This is a genomic window from Aeromicrobium terrae (genome assembly GCF_008039565.1).
Lineage (GTDB): Bacteria > Actinomycetota > Actinomycetes > Propionibacteriales > Nocardioidaceae > Aeromicrobium > Aeromicrobium terrae.
Genome location: NZ_VDUX01000002.1, coordinates 228,422 through 243,099, shown reverse-complemented (window position 1 = coordinate 243,099; position 14,678 = coordinate 228,422). Strand labels below are relative to the sequence as shown.

Here is a 14,678-nt window from a genome sequence, read left to right as displayed (position 1 = left end):
TCAGTCGTGGTCTCGATACACCTCACTCGCTGGGGCTCGCGAGGCACTCGACCACCGAGAGTCGCGCTCGTCGGCCCGTCGCATCGACAAGGGGTGCCGACCTGCGCTAACGTCAGCACTTCGCCCCGCTCGGGGCGAGAACACATCGAAGGAGGTGGACCCATGCAGAACATCACGCTGTTCGTCCCGGCCGTCATCACGGACCGTGGCGACGCCATGCTCACCGCCGGTTCCACCTCCGGAGCTCCGACCTCGACGTAACCTCTCGTCGCTCGTCGACCCAACGCTCCGGAACCCGATTCCGGAGCGTTTTTGTTTGTCCATCCATCCCCCAACCAGAAAGGAGGCGCGCCATGACCACGAACACCGATCTACGACTCATGCCCGCACAGAACCCCACGAAACCGACCCCGAGCACCGCTACGGACGACGGGAAGGGGGTGAAGGCAGTGGCCATCTTCGAGTCCCGCCGGGTCCGCGGCAAGCGCGCCTGGGATGACACGAGTGAGATCGACCGCGCTGTGCTCCTCGAGCGTGTCCGTCAGCGTCGTAAGGCGCAGGCGCGCAAGCGCGCGGTGATCAATGAGCGGAACGGCATGTGGTTCAGTCGCTGAACCTCTCAATGGATAGAAGGGCCGCGGGTCAGCGGCTCGTGATGGCCTCGTGGAAGGCGAGGATGCGGCGTGCATCGCGCACGTGCAGCTCCTCCACCATGCGGCCGTTGAACGTCACGACGCCCTGGCCCGCGGCCTTCGCCTCCTCGAAGGTGGCGATCATCTGCTGGGCGTGCTCGACGTCCTCGGCCGACGGTGCGAACGCGACGTTCGCCGGCTCGACCTGGCTCGGGTGGATGAGGGTCTTGCCGTCGAAGCCCATCTCGCGGCCCTGCCGGGCCTCGGCCTCGAAGCCCTCGAGGTCCTTCACGTCGTTGTAGACGCCGTCGATGATGACCTTGCCCGCGGCCCGAGCGGCGAGCAGGCATAGCGAGAGCGACGTCAGCACGAGCGGGTTGCGGCCCGGGACGTGCAGCCCGTACGTCTCGTTCACGACGTCGTTGGTGCCCATGACGAGCACGGTCAGCCGCTCGTGCGCGGCGGCGATCTCCTCGACGTGCAGCAGGCCCGCTGGGGTCTCGACCATCGCCCAGAGCTGGGTGTGGTCCGGGGCGCCGGCCGACTCGAGCGCGCCGACCAGGGTGCGCACCTCCTCGGCGGAACCGACCTTCGGGACGAGCACGGCGTCCGGTCCGGCGGCGGCCGCGGCGGCGATGTCCGCCTCGTGCCACTCGGTGCCGATGCTGTTGACGCGGATCGCGAGCTCGCGGTGCCCGTACTCGCCGGACTGGACGGCGGCGCACACGCGGTCGCGCGCCTCGGCCTTGGACTCCGGAGCGACGGCGTCCTCGAGGTCGAGGATGAGCGCGTCGGCGTCGATGCCCTTGGCCTTCTCGAGGGCGCGCTCGTTGGCGCCCGGCATGTAGAGGACCGAGCGGCGCGGTCGCAGCGTCTGCTCAGCCATCAGAGGTCGTACGCTTCCGCAAGCTCGGGGTCGCGCTCGGCCAGCGCCTTGGCGAGGTCGAGCATGACCAGGCACTGCTTGCAGGAGGCGTCGTCCTCCATCTTCCCGTCGATCATCACGGCGCCGGAGCCGTCGCCCATGGCCTCGACGACGCGCTTGGCGTGCGCGACGTCGGCGGGGTCGGGGGAGAAGACCTTCTTGGCGATGTCGATCTGCACGGGGTGGAGGCTCCAGGCGCCCACGCAGCCGAGGAGATACGCGTTGCGGAACTGATCCTCGCAGGCGACGACGTCCTTGATGTCACCGAAGGGCCCGTAGAAGGGGAGGATGTCGTGCGCCGCGCACGCGTCGACCATCCGCGCGATCGTGTAGTGCCACAGGTCCTGCTGAGCGGTGGTGCGGCCCTCGGTGAGGTCGTCGGACACCGGGTCGGTGCGCACGAGGTAGCCGGGATGGCCGCCGCCGACGCGCGTCGTCTTCATGCGGCGGCTGGCAGCGAGGTCGGCCGGGCCGAGCGACAGGCCCTGCATGCGCGGGCTGGCGCCGGCGATCTCCTCCACGTTCACCATGCCCTGCGCGGTCTCCAGGATCGCGTGGACGAGAATCGGGCGGTCGAGGCCGGCACGCGCCTCGAGCTGGGCGAGCAGCCGGTCGACGTAGTGGATGTCCTGGGCGCCCTCGACCTTCGGCACCATGATGACGTCGAGCTTGTCGCCGATCTCGGTGACCAGGGTGGTGAGGTCGTCGAGCACCCAGGGGGAGTCGAGGCTGTTGACGCGGGTCCAGAGCTGCGTCTCGCCGAAGTCGGTCTTCTTCGCGATGTCGACGAGGCCCTGTCGCGCGGCCTCCTTCATCTCCGTCTTGATGGCGTCCTCGAGGTTGCCGAGGATGATGTCCACCTTCGCGGCGATGTCCGGCACCTTGGCCGCCATCTTCTCGTTGCTCGGGTCGAAGAAGTGGATCATCCGGGACGGCTTCACCGGGATCTCGGTGACCGGCGCCGGAGCCCCGACGGCCAGCGGACGGAGGAACGTACGAGGGGGTCGCATTCCCCCAGTATGTCGAGCCTGGTTCCCGGCGCCCCACAGAGGTGGACCAGCGGGGCGTGTGGGACGGGTGCGCTGGCCGCCTTCCGCACTCGACGTCGTTGCGTCAAGCATCGAGTTTGCGCTGGTCAGAGGCTCAAAACTAGTTCTTTAGGACCATTTCCTGCTCGTCCTTGCTGTCTATGGTGCGCGGTCTACCTGGATCAATACGATTCTCCGTGGGAGGGACCGACAGGAGAGGGTCCGTGCGACTCAGGTCCCCGTCGTACCGCCGACGTAACCGCGGTGCCGCAGGTGGCGAGCTCGAGGCTCGTCACCCGCTTCGTGCTGTCCGCACACCGGCCGCGTCGCAGGCGGGATCGAGGTGCGCGACCGACCACTGATCACCAGGGGGACCGATCAGTGGTCCCGTTCCGCATCACTTCCCGAGAAAGAGAGATCGCGATGAAAAGGATTCTTCTAGTCCTCGCCATCGTTGCCGGCAGCGCCTTCATGGCCGCTCCCGCCAGCGCTGAGGACGCCGCCGCCGGTGACACCGTCACCACGTCGGCTGAGACCACGACTGAGGCACCTGCCGAGGAAGCTGCTCCGGCCGAGGAGGCCGCTCCGGCTGAGGAGGCCGCTCCGGCTGAGGAGGCTGCTCCGGCTGAGGAGGCTGCTCCGGCTGAGGAGGCTGCTCCGGCCGAGGAGGCACCCGCCCCCGAGGCGAAGGCTGCGATCGCCAAGCCTGCCGCGCCGAAGGAGAAGGTGACGATCTGTCACGCGACCTCGGCCGTCAAGAACCCGTACGTCCAGAACCGCCCGGCTGCTGAGGGCGACCTTCATGGTCACGCCGGCCACACCGGCCCGGTGTTCGACGACTCCATGGTGCAGGGTGACGACTGGGGCGACATCATCCCGCCGATCCCGGACCTCGGCTTCGGTGGTCTGAACTGGAACGACGCCGGCATCGCGATCTGGGAGAACGGCTGCAACCTGACCGACGTCGAGGTGACCACCGTGACGCCGCTCGAGCCGACGGCCAACCCGCCGACGTGCACCGAGGACGGCACGCTCAACATCCCGAACGTCCCCGGTGTGGACTACGTCATCGATCCGCCGTTCCACGGAGCTGACACGTACGACATCACCGCCGTCGCGCTGCCGGGCTTCGTCCTGGCCCCTGGCGACTGGACCTGGGAGGTCGTGGTGGATCCGGACATCGACGGTGGTCGCTGCGATCCGACGAACCCGTCGTTCGTGCTGACCGACCGCTGCACCGGCGACCTCGTCGACGTCAATGCCGACGACACCACGCGCATCGTCCCGCTCGCCGGTGACGGTGGCTACACGTGGGAGTTCGTCGAGGGCGACGGCCAGAACGGTCCGTGGGACCTGGTGTTCACCCCGAAGGACGGTTTCGAGTTCGGTCCGGACGCCGTCCACGAGGTGGTTGGTGACGCCGGGTCGGCAGCCGACTGCATCGAGCCGGAGGACGAGGCCGTCCTGCCGAACACGGGCGGCAGCTCGCCGTGGATCCTCCTCATGGGCGCCGGTCTGACCGTCGGCGGTGTGCTGCTCCTCAGCGCCCGCGCCTCGCTCGGTCTTGCCGGCTCCGGTCCGGTCGGCGCTCCGTCGCCGGCGCCGATGACCTGGACGCAGGAGGTGCTGACCACGCGTGAGCTGAAGTCGCACCGCGGCAAGAGCCGGCGCCAGGGCTGGGCCTGGATCCTGACGGGCAAGCGCTCGTAAGGAAAGGGATCTGAAGGAGGGGAGTCGGACTCGGCCGGCTCCCCTTCTTCATGCCCCCGGACGGTCGACCTCGCCGGCCGGCAGCACGCGGATGACCACGGACTTCGACGCCGGACAGTTGCTGCCGACGGCCGTGGAGTCGAGCGGCACGAGCGGGTTGGCCTCGGGGTAGTACGCGGCCGCGGTTCCGCGCGGGGTCTCGTACGGGACGACACGGAAGTCGCGGACCACCCGCTGGACGTCGTCGTCCTCCCAGCGGGTGGTGAGGTCGACGGGCTGGTCGGCCACGAGGCCGAGCGCGGCGATGTCGTCCGGGTGGACGAGCACGACGTTGCGGGCGTTCTCGATGCCCCGGTAGCGGTCGCTGTCGCCGTAGATCGTGGTGTTGAACTGGTCGTGGCTGCGCAGCGTCTGCAGCAGGAGGTGGCCGTCGGGCACCTGCACGACGTCGATGGGAGAGACCGCGATCTCCGCCTTGCCGCTGTCGGTGGGGAACTCGCGCCTGTCGCGGGGCGGGTGCGGCAGGACGAACCCGCCCGGACGGTCGACCTTGGTCTCGTAGTCGTCGCAGCCCCGCACCACGCGCGAGATGTGCCCGCGGATGCGCGAGTAGTCGGCAGCGAACGAGGGCCAGTCGATCCCGTGACGGTCGCCGAGGGTGGCGTGCGCGATGCCGGTCACGATCGCGACCTCCGAGCGCAGGTACGGACTGGCCGGGGCGAGCGGGCCCCGCGACGCGTGCACCGCGGACATCGAGTCCTCGACGGAGACGAACTGCTCGCCGCTCGCCTGCACGTCCTTCTCGGTGCGACCGAGCGTCGGGAGGATCAGGGCGGTGTCGCCGCAGGAGAGGTGCGAGCGGTTGAGCTTCGTCGAGATCTGCACCGTGAGGGCGGCCGACTCCAGCGCACGACGCGTGACCGGGGTGTCCGGCGCGGCGTGGATGAAGTTGCCGCCGAGCCCGACGAACACGGACGCCCGTCCGTCGCGCAGGGCGCGGATCGCATCGACGGTGTCGAAGCCGTGCTCGCGGGGCGGGTCGAAGCCGAACTCGGCCTGGAGGGCGTCAAGGAAGTGGTCAGGCGGGCGCTCCCAGATGCCCATCGTCCGGTCGCCCTGCACGTTCGAGTGGCCGCGCACCGGGCACAGGCCCGCGCCTCGCTTGCCGATGTCGCCGCGGACGAGCGCGACGTTCGCGACCTCCTTGATGGTGGCCACGGCGTTGCGGTGCTGCGTGAGCCCCATGGCCCAGCAGTAGATCGTGGCGTCGGAGGCGGCGATCATGCGGGCCGCCTCGGTGATCTGCGCCCAGGTGAGGCCGGTGGCCTGCTCGACGACGAGCCGGTCGACGTTCCGGACGTGCTCCGCCCAGGCCTCGAACCCGTGCGTGTGAGCCTCGATGAAGTCGTGGTCGAGCGCGTCCCACTCGACGAGGAGCGAGCCGATGGCTTGGAACAGGGCGAGGTCGCCGTTCACGCGGATCGGCAGGTGCAGGTCGGCGAGGTCGGTGCCCTTGCCCACCACACCGCGCGGCTTCTGCGGGTTGCGGAAGTTGACGAGTCCGGCCTCGCGGAGGGGGTTGATCGCGATGATCTTCGCGCCGCGGCGCTTTCCGGTCTCCAGCGCCTGCAGCATCCGCGGGTGGTTGGTGCCCGGGTTCTGGCCGGCGATCACGATGCACTGCGCGTCGTAGACGTCGCGCAGGCTGACGCTGCCCTTGCCGATGCCGATGGACTCCGCGAGCGCGATGCTCGTGGACTCGTGGCACATGTTCGAGCAGTCGGGCAGGTTGTTGGTGCCGAAGGCGCGGACGAACAGCTGGTAGACGAACGCGGCCTCGTTGGAGGTGCGCCCGGAGGTGTAGAAGATCGCCTCGTCCGGGGACCCGAGTCGGTTCAGGTGCTCGCCGATCAGCGTGAACGCGGCGTCCCACTCGATCGGCTCGTAGTGCGAGCCGCCCGGTCGCTTCACCATCGGCTGGGTGATGCGGCCCTGCTCGCCGAGCCAGCGCTCGTCGTGCCCGTCGAGCTCGGCGATCGAGTGCCGGGCGAAGAAGTCCGGAGTCGCCCGCCGCTTGGTGGCCTCCTCGGCGACGGCCTTCGCGCCGTTCTCGCAGAACTCCGCGGTGTGCCGGTGCTCCGGGTCCGGGTCGGGCCACGCGCAGCTCATGCAGTCGAAGCCGTCGATCTGGTTGACGCGCAGCAGGGTTCGGGCAGAACGGGAGATCCCCATGCTCGAGAGCGACCGTTGGAGAGCCACCCGGACACCCGTGACCCCGGCCGCGGCGGTCTTCGGGCGATGGATCTCGGTCATGCGAGTCGAGGGTAGGTCCGCGCCCGGTCGGTCGCCATCTCGCTCGCGAGGGCGACCGGCTCCCGCGGGACCATGCGCAGGACGCGTGACTCCCGGGCCCAGCGCTCGACCGCGTTGTCGGAGTCGGGGAGGTTCAGTCGGCCGGACTTCAAGGTGTCGGTGATCGCCGGCCAGCGGTCGTCGTCAGGGGAGATCTGCTCGACCGTGGCGTCGACCGACGCCACGAGGTGCCGGTCGGACTTCGCGCGGAGCAGCAGGGTCACGACCCCGCCGTCGGCCACAGGAGGCAGGGGCTGCTCGCCGCCGTCGCCCACGACGCAGACCGCCCCACCGCCGTCCTCGTCTGCGATCCACTCGTGCCACACCGGGTACGTGCGGTCGTCATGGCGGATCCAGAGCAGCCCGGACTTCTTCGCGAGCTCGGCGACGACGTCCAGCTGGGTCATGCGCTCAATCTATTGGGCCGCCGCGCGCTGCACGGTCCGACGCTTGGCGGTGCGACGCGGCGCCGCCGCGGGGGCCTCGATCGAGCCGTCGGCCACCCGCTGGAGGAACAGGGCGATCTCGTCGATCGCCTGGCGCGCCTCCGGCAGCCACGACGCGGCAGCGTGGAATACGTGGACCTGGTTCTCCCAGATATGCAGGTCGCAGGGCACGCCCGCGGCCACGAGGCGGTTGGCCATCAGCTCGGCGTCGGCCATCAGGATCTCGTTGGAGCCGATGTGGATGAGCGACGGCGGCATGTCGGCCAACGGCATGTTGACCGGACAGACGCGCCGGCCGTTGATGCCGCGGCGGGTGTCCATGCGCAGGGTGACGTCGGTGAACCGGATCAGGGCGTTGAGCGGGAACACCTCGCACGCGTCGGCGTTCGGGTGCGACCGCTTGCGCTCGGAGTCGATGTCGAGCAGCGGTGAGATGGCCACGACGCCGGCCGGGCGGCCCCAGCCCTCGTCGAGCACGGCGCGGGCGACGCTGAAGGCGAGGTAGCCGCCGGCGGAGTCGCCGGCGATGGTGATGTCCTCGGCCTGGTAGCCCTGCTGCATCAGCCACTCGAACGCGCGGACGCCGTCGGCGACGGACTCGGCGATCGGCTCGCGCGGCATCTGGCGGTACCCGACGTTGAGGACGGGCTGTCCGGATGCGTACGAGATGCGCGAGACGAGCCGACGGTGGGTGTTGAGGCCGCAGGTGAGGAACGCGCCGCCGTGGAAGTAGACGATGGCCTTCTTGTTGCCGGCGGCCAGGTCCTTCACGTCCTTGGCCATCAGCCACTCGCTGCCACAGGTGCCGAGGTCGACGCCGCGCCAGCTGGTGCCCTCGTGCACGGGGAGGAGCCGGGCGATCTGCTCGATGACGTTCGGCGGGAACAGGTCGAAGGGGAGCTTGGCCCAGACGCCGAGGACCGGACGGATCGTGTGGCGCAACGTCTGCCCGAGGATTTTGGACTGGAGGCTCGTGGCCCGGAAGTAACGCGGTTCGGCGGCGAGCGTCAGATGGTTACCCATGGGGCCCTTTCGTCCGGGGACGAACCGACGTCGAGTGACGTGCAGCACGTCCGATCGCTAGCGTAGTGCGAGCGTGGTCCCCGATGAGGGAGGTTTCCCGGATGTCGTTCATGCCGCCGACTGACGCGATGTTCCTCCTCGCGGAGTCGCGAGAGCACCCCATGCACGTCGGTGGCCTGCAGCTCTTCGAGCCGCCCGAGGACTCCGGTCCCGAGTTCGTGCGCGAGCTGCTCGACTCGTTCCGGGCCACGGACAACGTCTCGCCGCTGTTCCGCAAGCGTCCGGCCGAGCCGGTGAGTTCCCTCGGCAACGCCTGGTGGACCTACGACGACACGATCGACTTCGACTACCACCTGCGCCACTCTGCCTTACCTCAGCCAGGACGCATCCGGGAGCTTCTGCAGCTGACGTCCCGCTGGCACGGCGGGCTGCTCGACCGCCACCGCCCGCTGTGGGAGACGCACGTCGTCGAGGGCCTGCAGGACGGGCGCATCGCGGTCTACAACAAGATCCACCACTCGATGGTCGACGGCGTCTCGGCCCTGCGGCTGATGCAGCGCTCGCTGTCCAAGGACCCGGACGGGCGCGACTGCGTGCCGCCGTGGGCGCTGCCGAGCCGCAAGCCGTCGAAGGACGTCGAGCAGCGTGGGCTGGAGCCGGTGCTGGGCGCACTGCGCAGTGTCGGCGCGTTGGGTGGTGAGGCCGCCGGGCTGCTGCCGGTGGCGCTGAAGGCGGCCGGCCAGATGTTCCGCGACGGCGACGTCGCCATGCCGCGCGCTCCGAAGACCATCCTCAACGGCCGGGTCGGTGGAGCCCGACGGTTCGCCGCGCAGTCGTGGGAGATCGACCGGATCAAGCGGGTCGCGAAGTCGTCGGCCACCACGATGAACGACGTCGTGCTGGCGATGGTGTCCGGTGCGCTGCGCGAGTACCTGCTCGAGCAGCACGCCCTGCCGGACGAGCCGATGACCGCGATGGTGCCGGTCTCGCTGGCCCTGAGGTCGGAGTCGGCGGGCCAGTCGTCGTCGAAGGACGGCAACGCGGTGGGCGCGGTGATCGTGAACCTCGCGACCGACGTCGACAGCGGCCCCACGCGCCTGGAGGAGATCGCGCTGTCGTCCCGGTCGGCCAAGAAGGTCCTGGGCGGCCTGACCCCGACGCAGATCCTGGCCTACTCCGCCCTGCAGGTGTTCCCGCTCGCGCTGGCGCCGGTGCCCGGCTACATCAAGTACGCGCGGCCGCCGTTCAACGTCATCGTGTCCAACGTCCCCGGCCCGAACGAGCCGATGTACTACAACGGCGCCCGGCTCGACGGCATGTACCCGGTCTCGATCGTGCTCGACGGCCAGGCCATCAACATCACCCTCTGCAGCCGCGACGCGTACCTGGACTTCGGCCTCATCGGCTGCCGGAAGTCTGTCCCTCATCTCCAGCGACTGCTCACTCACCTTGAGACGGCGCTGTCGGAGCTGGAATCGGCGTGGGGCTGATCGCTGGAGCTTGCTCCAGCGACTGCTCACGCATCTTCGAGACGGCACTGGCCGAGCTCGAGGCCGCCTGGGGCTAGCGGGCCCGGTACCTCGCGATCAACGCCAGGAGTGTGGTGTGAGTCTCGGCGTCGGCGGCCGCCACGATCCCAGGTCCGGTGTGGACGGCGTTCCCGTCGAAGTCGGTGACGACGCACCCGGCAGCATCGCACAGGGCGATCCCGGCGGTGAAGTGCACGCTGCCCTGGTGCATGCCGTCGGTGAGGTAGGCCAGACGCTGCCCGGTCGCGACCCAGGCGAGGGCGAGGGTCGTGGACTCGACCCGGGGGCTGAACTGTCCACGGAGGTCGGGGTCGGCGGCGAGCTGAGCGCCGACGAAGGGTCGGTCGAGAGGGCCGTCCGCGTTGATGTCGACGAGCCGGTTCGGTGTCGTAGTCGTCGCACCCTCGCGCCCGAGCATGCCGAACGACCCGTCCGCGGCCCAGTGGACCTCGCCGCTCGGTGGGTGGCTCACCGCGGCTGCTGTCGTCGCGTCGTCCTGGACCAGGGCGACGTTGACGGAGAACGTGGTCGTCCTGGCGGCGAAGTTGAGGGTGCCGCACAAGGGATCCACCAGCCAGACCCGGCTGCCGCGGCCGACCTCGCCAAGCTCTTCGCCGACGAATCCGTCGTCGGTCCGAGCTCAGCGGATGATGTCGAGGATCGCTCGCTCGGACGCCACGTCGGCGGCGGTGGCGAAGTCGGTGGCGGACTTGGCGTCCTGCTCGAGCGCCGTGCCATACATGTCCATCAGCACGCCTGCGCCGGCCTGGGCGGCTGCGATCGCCACCTCGACGTCGGATCGGTCATCGGTCACCGCCTCATCGAATCACGCGGTCATCCGGTGAGCTGGAGCTGTCCGGTGTGGACGAGGGTGTGGCACTTTCGGCAGAGGCCGACGAGGTTGTCGAGGTCGGTGGGGCCGCCTCGTGACCACCATCGTTCGTGGTGGAGGTGGGCGATGGGGTGGTGGCATCCGGGTGAGGCGCACACGCCGCCTTGTCTGAGGCGGATCGCTGTGGCCTGCTTGAGGGTGGCGTAGCGCTCCGTGCGTCCGACGTCGAGGACTTCGGTGTTGGCGCCGATGGTCTTGATGAGGATGGGGGTGATCTCGGCGCCGCAGAGGAGGTGGTCGAGGAGCTGGGGTCCGATCGGGCCGAATCCTTCGAGGTGCGCCGGCTTCAGGTCCAGGTCCAGGGTGTTGGCGGCGGCCTGGTCGGCCATGGCTTGGAGGGTGTCGGCCTCGACGGTGACGAAGACGTGCGGCTTGATGCCGTTGTCGGCCGGCAGACCGTTCTCCAGGACGCTGGTGCAGACGTCGTCGAGGGCATCCATCCGGCGTTCGGCCGGGCTGCGCTCATCGCCGGCGTCGCGCGGAACCGACAGGTTGGTCAGGATCGTCTTGAGCTTGGCGCCGGTCTCCACGTCCAGGAATCCGGTGACAATGGAGCCGCCGCACGAGGGGCATAGCCGCGGCGGAGCAGCCGTCGCCGCAGCGGGTGATCTTGATGTCGCGCTTGGCCATGCCGCGCAGCCAGGCCTTGTCCAGGTCCTCGCCGTGGATCACGGCCTTGGCCTGACGGACCTTCGCGAACAGCTCACCGGGCGTGACGGTCTTGGCGACGTCGAGCAACGGCTCGGCCAACGCGATGGTCTCGGCGCGACCGACGTGCTTGAGCGCGAACGTGAACGCCTGGACGTGCTCGAAGCTGATCTGGCTCGCCCGAGCCGCGACGGCTACCGCCGGCAGGTCCCGGAACGTGGACGCGGCACGCACCATCGCAACGGTGCGACCGGCGTCTTGGTGCAGCTCACGGCGACCCCAGGTCCGGATCGACGACGCGCCCTCGTCCTCGTGAGCCTTGGTCTGGTCCATCTCGGCCAGCCGCTCGCACATCGCGGCCTCGATCGCGTCGCGCGCGGCGGCCAGGGCCCGGAGCTCGTCGGCCGTGGAGACCGCCACCGACGTCATCGCCCGCGCTGCGTCGCGCATCGCCGCGATGGTGGTGGTCGTTCCCCCGAACATGCTCCCACTCTACTCGAACGAGCGTTCGAATACCAGTGGAAAACCCTGTGAATTCAGGGTTTTCTGCAGGTCGCGCTAGCACTCGCCACCGACAACCGTGAGGAGCGATCAGCGGTATGCGCGGATCGACCTGGGTGGCGGACGCTGATGTGCCGACACGCCAGGACGGTGGACGCCTGCTCACCGCCGAGCGCACATCGGCGACGAAAGCGCTCAGACCCCTAGATCGACCAGGCGAGGTACGTCGCGAGCAGCCCCGCGACCAGGCCGAGCCCCAGCAGGATGCCGCCGACCAGGTAGAAGATCCGGCCGCTCTGGACGTAGCTGTCGATGATCCCGCGGGACGGCTCGATCGGGTCGTAGAGCACCGGCACCTGCTTGCCCGGGGCCGGTCCGAGGGACGCGCGGACCGACGAGGTGCGCTGGTGCACGTTGCCGTGGCCGTCCTGCCACCGGAACGTCGGGTAGATGGCCGGCATGCCGCCGTCGGCCCGGCCGGTGCGCCGGTCGACCACGAGCCCGGTGGTGCGCACCCAGTCGCGGGTCATGCGGGTGCGCAGGGTCGCGATCGTCCAGAACACCAGGCCGAGGCCGACCGGCACGCCGGTGATCAGGAGGATGGCCTGCCAGGTCTGCATCAGCAGTCCGGGCGGGGGGCCATCTTCTCGCCGTCCCAGTACAGGGCCTCCTGGAGGTCCTTGTTGGTGACGTCGCCGGAGATCGACCCGCCGTACTCGCCGAGCAGCTCGCCGCCGACGTTCAGGCCGTAGGTGTTCGGGTCCTGCGAGTAGACGTTCTGGGTGGCGTAGCCGTTCTTGCGCGCCTCGTCGATGAACCCGGGCAGGGCGACCGGGCTGGCGAGCGCGGCGTACAGCGGGGCGTCGTGGACGGGGTCGCCGGTGAGCGGGACCTCGAAGGAGTACTCGGTGACCTTCTGGTCGTCGGTCTCGGCGACGCCGTCCTGGGTGGCCGCGTCCAGGGTGACCGTGGTGGTCATCTTGATGGACGTCGGCTTGCCGCTCTTGTCGAAGTTCAGCTCGGCGAGCATCTCGCCGCCGGCCATCGCGGACGCGCCGTCGTAGTTGGTGCCCTCGGCGTTGAGGACGTTCGCCCAGGCGCTGCCGGAGATGCCCGCCCGGAAGTAGGCGGTGTAGCCGTCCGGCGTCTTCTTGCCGCCCAGGTAGTTCTCGGCCTTCACGTTGGCACCTGCGCCGGCGGTGATGCCGGAGACGGTGGCCTCGGCGCTGCCCTCGATGCCGCCCTCGGCGTACTCCTCGTCCGGGTCGCCCGGCTCGCCGATGAGCTTCTTGATCGCCCACTTCACCGGGTTCGGAGCCTTGAACGGTCCGACGCCGGCATCGGGGACCACCTCGTCGACGACGTCGTTCGCGATGACGTCCTTGATGATGTCGTTGGCGCCGTCCTCGCTGTCGGCGTACCAGGTCTCGCCCATCTTCCCCGCGAGCATGGCGTCGGCCGAGGCGATGGCCGTGACGCCGTACTTCTTGCCGTCCAGGGTGAGGCTGATGTCGATGCCCGGCCCGACGCCGGTGCCGACGCCGAGGGTGTCGACGCGGGTGACCTTGTACGTGCCGTCGGACATCCGCTCGATCAGGAACGAGTAGCCGCGCTTCACCGTGACGACGACCGATGCGGACGCCTCGGCGGAGATGCTCTGCGAGCCGGACACGCACGGCTCGTCGGGGACACGCTCGTCGGCGGTGCGGAGGTCGCCCGGCTTGTCGCAGCCGCCGCCGTCGACGACGTGGACGATCCGGCACAGCTGGTAGGCGACGTTGTCGCGCAGGTTCGGACTGGCCTGCACGACGACGCCGACGATCGACGTCGCCAGGATCGCCGCGAGCACGACGATCCCGACGGACTCCAGCGAGCCCTGACCGCGTTCACTGCGCGGCTTTCCCCCGATGAACATGCGTTTCCCCTGGTCTGTGTCTTGCGTGGTGCTGTGACGGTAGGGCGCCCGGTCGACCGGACGCATGGGCCTGACGGCCCGATCAGGACCCAGTCGTGACCGTGACGGTGCCCAGGACCTGGGCCGGGACCTTCGTGGTGGCCGGGTCGCCGGAGAGCGCCGTCACCTGCACCTGGCGGCCGTCCTCCAGATCGAGCACGAGCGTGCGGGTCGCGAAGGACTTCTCCTCGCCGGGCTTGCCGGTCTTCGCCGTGTAGCTGAGGAAGTAGGCGCTCTTCGCGTCCGGCCAGGTGACCTTGACCGGCTCGATGGAGCCGCCCTGGAGCTGGGCCGTCGCGTCGATGGCCAGGGCTCGCGCGGCGCGCTTGGCCGACTGCTGCGGCGTGCTGATGACGCGCACCTCGGCCCCGGACGCCGACGTCCCGTCGGGCAGGGCGGCCGAGCGCCAGGTGGTGGACTCCAGCGTCTTGGACAGCTGCTGGGTCTCCAGCTTCGTCCACTCCGGCGGCGTGGCGACGGTGACGGCGTCGAGGTCGGTGGTGTCCCACCCGCTCGGCGTCGCGCTCAGCGGCTTGACCGGCTGGTCGGACGGGACGTCGCCGCCGTCGGAGCCGCAGGACGCGAGCAAGAGGGCGAGGACGGCGATCGTGACGGGGATGCGCAGCATCGGGTCAGCTCCTGGCGGGTGTGGAGGTACGGACGAGGACGGCGACCAGGCCGTAGGAGATGGCAGCCCACAGCACGAGGTCGATCACGGCGGCGAGGCCGTAGGAGTCGGTGAAGACCTGGGCGACGAACCCGTGGCCGTTCCAGGTGTTGATGGCGAGCAGCCACGCGCCCATGAGGCCGGCGAAGAGTGCTTCGGGCTTGTCGCCCGGCTCCATCCGCAGCCACCAGAACACGGCGGTGACGGCGAGGGCGGCGACGACGAGGAACGCGCGGACGCCCACGCCGCCGTCGACGGAGAGCTGGTCGGCGGCCACGAGGCCGCCGATCACCCCGGCGACCATGGCCAGGACGGCCCCGGTCAGGGCGGTCCCGAGAACGATGCGGGCTCTCATGCGATTACCTTTCCAC

General features: G+C 69.6%; 15 protein-coding genes and 1 pseudogene. 3 read left to right on the top strand and 13 right to left on the bottom strand.

The features are described from left to right. Positions 1 to 353: 353 nt before the first annotated feature. Complete coding sequence (locus FHP06_RS04715; RefSeq protein ID WP_147684290.1) at positions 354 to 614, top strand: hypothetical protein; 261 nt, start codon at positions 354 to 356, stop codon at positions 612 to 614. Between the two features lie 28 nt (positions 615 to 642). Here the strand turns inward: FHP06_RS04715 and FHP06_RS04710 are convergent, their stop codons facing one another. After that, positions 643 to 1,518 carry an HpcH/HpaI aldolase/citrate lyase family protein gene (locus FHP06_RS04710; RefSeq protein ID WP_147684288.1) on the bottom strand — a complete coding sequence of 292 codons (876 nt, stop codon included), beginning with the start codon at positions 1,516 to 1,518 and terminating at the stop codon, positions 643 to 645. Beyond that, the gene (locus FHP06_RS04705; RefSeq protein ID WP_147684286.1) at positions 1,518 to 2,567 is read right to left on the bottom strand and encodes an HpcH/HpaI aldolase/citrate lyase family protein; all 1,050 of its coding nucleotides are present in this window, start codon (positions 2,565 to 2,567) and stop codon (positions 1,518 to 1,520) included. The genes FHP06_RS04710 and FHP06_RS04705 overlap by 1 nt, the downstream gene beginning before the upstream one ends. Positions 2,568 to 3,056: 489 nt before the next feature. Here FHP06_RS04705 and FHP06_RS15895 point away from each other — a divergent pair, with 489 nt between their 5' ends. Further along, positions 3,057 to 4,295, top strand: a complete 1,239-nt coding sequence (locus tag FHP06_RS15895; protein ID WP_187271779.1) for an LPXTG cell wall anchor domain-containing protein — start codon at positions 3,057 to 3,059, stop codon at positions 4,293 to 4,295. 48 nt (positions 4,296 to 4,343) lie between these two features. Here FHP06_RS15895 and FHP06_RS04695 read toward each other — a convergent pair whose 3' ends face one another. From FHP06_RS04695 to FHP06_RS04685, 3 genes are read right to left on the bottom strand one after another with little or no spacing between them, the layout of a single operon-like run. Next, a complete protein-coding gene (locus FHP06_RS04695) occupies positions 4,344 to 6,608 on the bottom strand; it encodes an FdhF/YdeP family oxidoreductase (RefSeq protein WP_147684284.1) in 2,265 nt (754 codons plus the stop codon). Next, entirely contained in the window at positions 6,605 to 7,054 is a 450-nt protein-coding gene (locus tag FHP06_RS04690) for a hypothetical protein (protein WP_147684282.1), read from the bottom strand. The genes FHP06_RS04695 and FHP06_RS04690 overlap by 4 nt, the downstream gene beginning before the upstream one ends. Before the next feature lie 9 nt (positions 7,055 to 7,063). Continuing rightward, positions 7,064 to 8,116, bottom strand: coding sequence for an alpha/beta hydrolase (locus tag FHP06_RS04685; protein ID WP_147684280.1), 1,053 nt, complete (start codon positions 8,114 to 8,116; stop codon positions 7,064 to 7,066). A gap of 110 nt (positions 8,117 to 8,226) precedes the next feature. Between FHP06_RS04685 and FHP06_RS04680 the strand changes: the two genes are divergently transcribed. Continuing rightward, on the top strand, positions 8,227 to 9,606 hold the full coding sequence (locus FHP06_RS04680; protein WP_230973407.1) for a WS/DGAT/MGAT family O-acyltransferase: 1,380 nt from the start codon (positions 8,227 to 8,229) through the stop codon (positions 9,604 to 9,606). 73 nt (positions 9,607 to 9,679) lie between these two features. On the opposite strand, the pseudogene FHP06_RS04675 reads toward FHP06_RS04680, so the two are convergent. The 8 genes and pseudogenes from FHP06_RS04675 to FHP06_RS04645 all read right to left on the bottom strand — a co-directional run. Then, positions 9,680 to 10,267: pseudogene (locus FHP06_RS04675) on the bottom strand (inositol monophosphatase family protein); the annotation flags it as partial. Between the two features lie 18 nt (positions 10,268 to 10,285). Continuing rightward, the gene (locus FHP06_RS16100) at positions 10,286 to 10,459 is read right to left on the bottom strand and encodes a hypothetical protein (RefSeq protein WP_222706363.1); all 174 of its coding nucleotides are present in this window, start codon (positions 10,457 to 10,459) and stop codon (positions 10,286 to 10,288) included. 20 nt (positions 10,460 to 10,479) lie between these two features. Continuing rightward, the gene (locus tag FHP06_RS04670) at positions 10,480 to 11,067 is read right to left on the bottom strand and encodes an HNH endonuclease (RefSeq protein WP_147684277.1); all 588 of its coding nucleotides are present in this window, start codon (positions 11,065 to 11,067) and stop codon (positions 10,480 to 10,482) included. Next, a complete protein-coding gene (locus FHP06_RS04665) occupies positions 11,000 to 11,668 on the bottom strand; it encodes a DUF222 domain-containing protein (RefSeq protein WP_147684275.1) in 669 nt (222 codons plus the stop codon). The genes FHP06_RS04670 and FHP06_RS04665 overlap by 68 nt, the downstream gene beginning before the upstream one ends. A 221-nt stretch (positions 11,669 to 11,889) precedes the next feature. After that, positions 11,890 to 12,306, bottom strand: coding sequence for a DUF3592 domain-containing protein (locus FHP06_RS04660; RefSeq protein ID WP_147684273.1), 417 nt, complete (start codon positions 12,304 to 12,306; stop codon positions 11,890 to 11,892). Continuing rightward, entirely contained in the window at positions 12,306 to 13,601 is a 1,296-nt protein-coding gene (locus tag FHP06_RS04655) for a hypothetical protein (protein ID WP_147684271.1), read from the bottom strand. Before FHP06_RS04655 ends, FHP06_RS04660 begins: the two co-directional genes overlap by 1 nt. 82 nt (positions 13,602 to 13,683) lie before the next feature. Beyond that, positions 13,684 to 14,268: a hypothetical protein gene (locus FHP06_RS04650; protein ID WP_147684269.1), complete on the bottom strand. Its 585-nt coding sequence runs from the start codon at positions 14,266 to 14,268 to the stop codon at positions 13,684 to 13,686. Positions 14,269 to 14,272: 4 nt separating this feature from the next. After that, entirely contained in the window at positions 14,273 to 14,662 is a 390-nt protein-coding gene (locus FHP06_RS04645) for a hypothetical protein (protein ID WP_147684267.1), read from the bottom strand. Between the last annotated feature and the right edge of the window lie 16 nt (positions 14,663 to 14,678).

What these genes read in the sequence shown, in the direction of transcription:
- FHP06_RS04715 (WP_147684290.1), top strand. Translation starts at nt 354, where the DNA reads ATGACCACGAACACCGATCTACGACTCATGCCCGCACAGAACCCCACG.
- FHP06_RS04710 (WP_147684288.1), bottom strand. Translation starts at nt 1,518, where the DNA reads ATGGCTGAGCAGACGCTGCGACCGCGCCGCTCGGTCCTCTACATGCCG.
- FHP06_RS04705 (WP_147684286.1), bottom strand. Translation starts at nt 2,567, where the DNA reads ATGCGACCCCCTCGTACGTTCCTCCGTCCGCTGGCCGTCGGGGCTCCG.
- FHP06_RS15895 (WP_187271779.1), top strand. Translation starts at nt 3,057, where the DNA reads ATGGCCGCTCCCGCCAGCGCTGAGGACGCCGCCGCCGGTGACACCGTC.
- FHP06_RS04695 (WP_147684284.1), bottom strand. Translation starts at nt 6,608, where the DNA reads ATGACCGAGATCCATCGCCCGAAGACCGCCGCGGCCGGGGTCACGGGT.
- FHP06_RS04690 (WP_147684282.1), bottom strand. Translation starts at nt 7,054, where the DNA reads ATGACCCAGCTGGACGTCGTCGCCGAGCTCGCGAAGAAGTCCGGGCTG.
- FHP06_RS04685 (WP_147684280.1), bottom strand. Translation starts at nt 8,116, where the DNA reads ATGGGTAACCATCTGACGCTCGCCGCCGAACCGCGTTACTTCCGGGCC.
- FHP06_RS04680 (WP_230973407.1), top strand. Translation starts at nt 8,227, where the DNA reads ATGCCGCCGACTGACGCGATGTTCCTCCTCGCGGAGTCGCGAGAGCAC.
- FHP06_RS04665 (WP_147684275.1), bottom strand. Translation starts at nt 11,668, where the DNA reads ATGTTCGGGGGAACGACCACCACCATCGCGGCGATGCGCGACGCAGCG.
- FHP06_RS04660 (WP_147684273.1), bottom strand. Translation starts at nt 12,306, where the DNA reads ATGCAGACCTGGCAGGCCATCCTCCTGATCACCGGCGTGCCGGTCGGC.
- FHP06_RS04655 (WP_147684271.1), bottom strand. Translation starts at nt 13,601, where the DNA reads ATGTTCATCGGGGGAAAGCCGCGCAGTGAACGCGGTCAGGGCTCGCTG.
- FHP06_RS04650 (WP_147684269.1), bottom strand. Translation starts at nt 14,268, where the DNA reads ATGCTGCGCATCCCCGTCACGATCGCCGTCCTCGCCCTCTTGCTCGCG.
- FHP06_RS04645 (WP_147684267.1), bottom strand. Translation starts at nt 14,662, where the DNA reads ATGAGAGCCCGCATCGTTCTCGGGACCGCCCTGACCGGGGCCGTCCTG.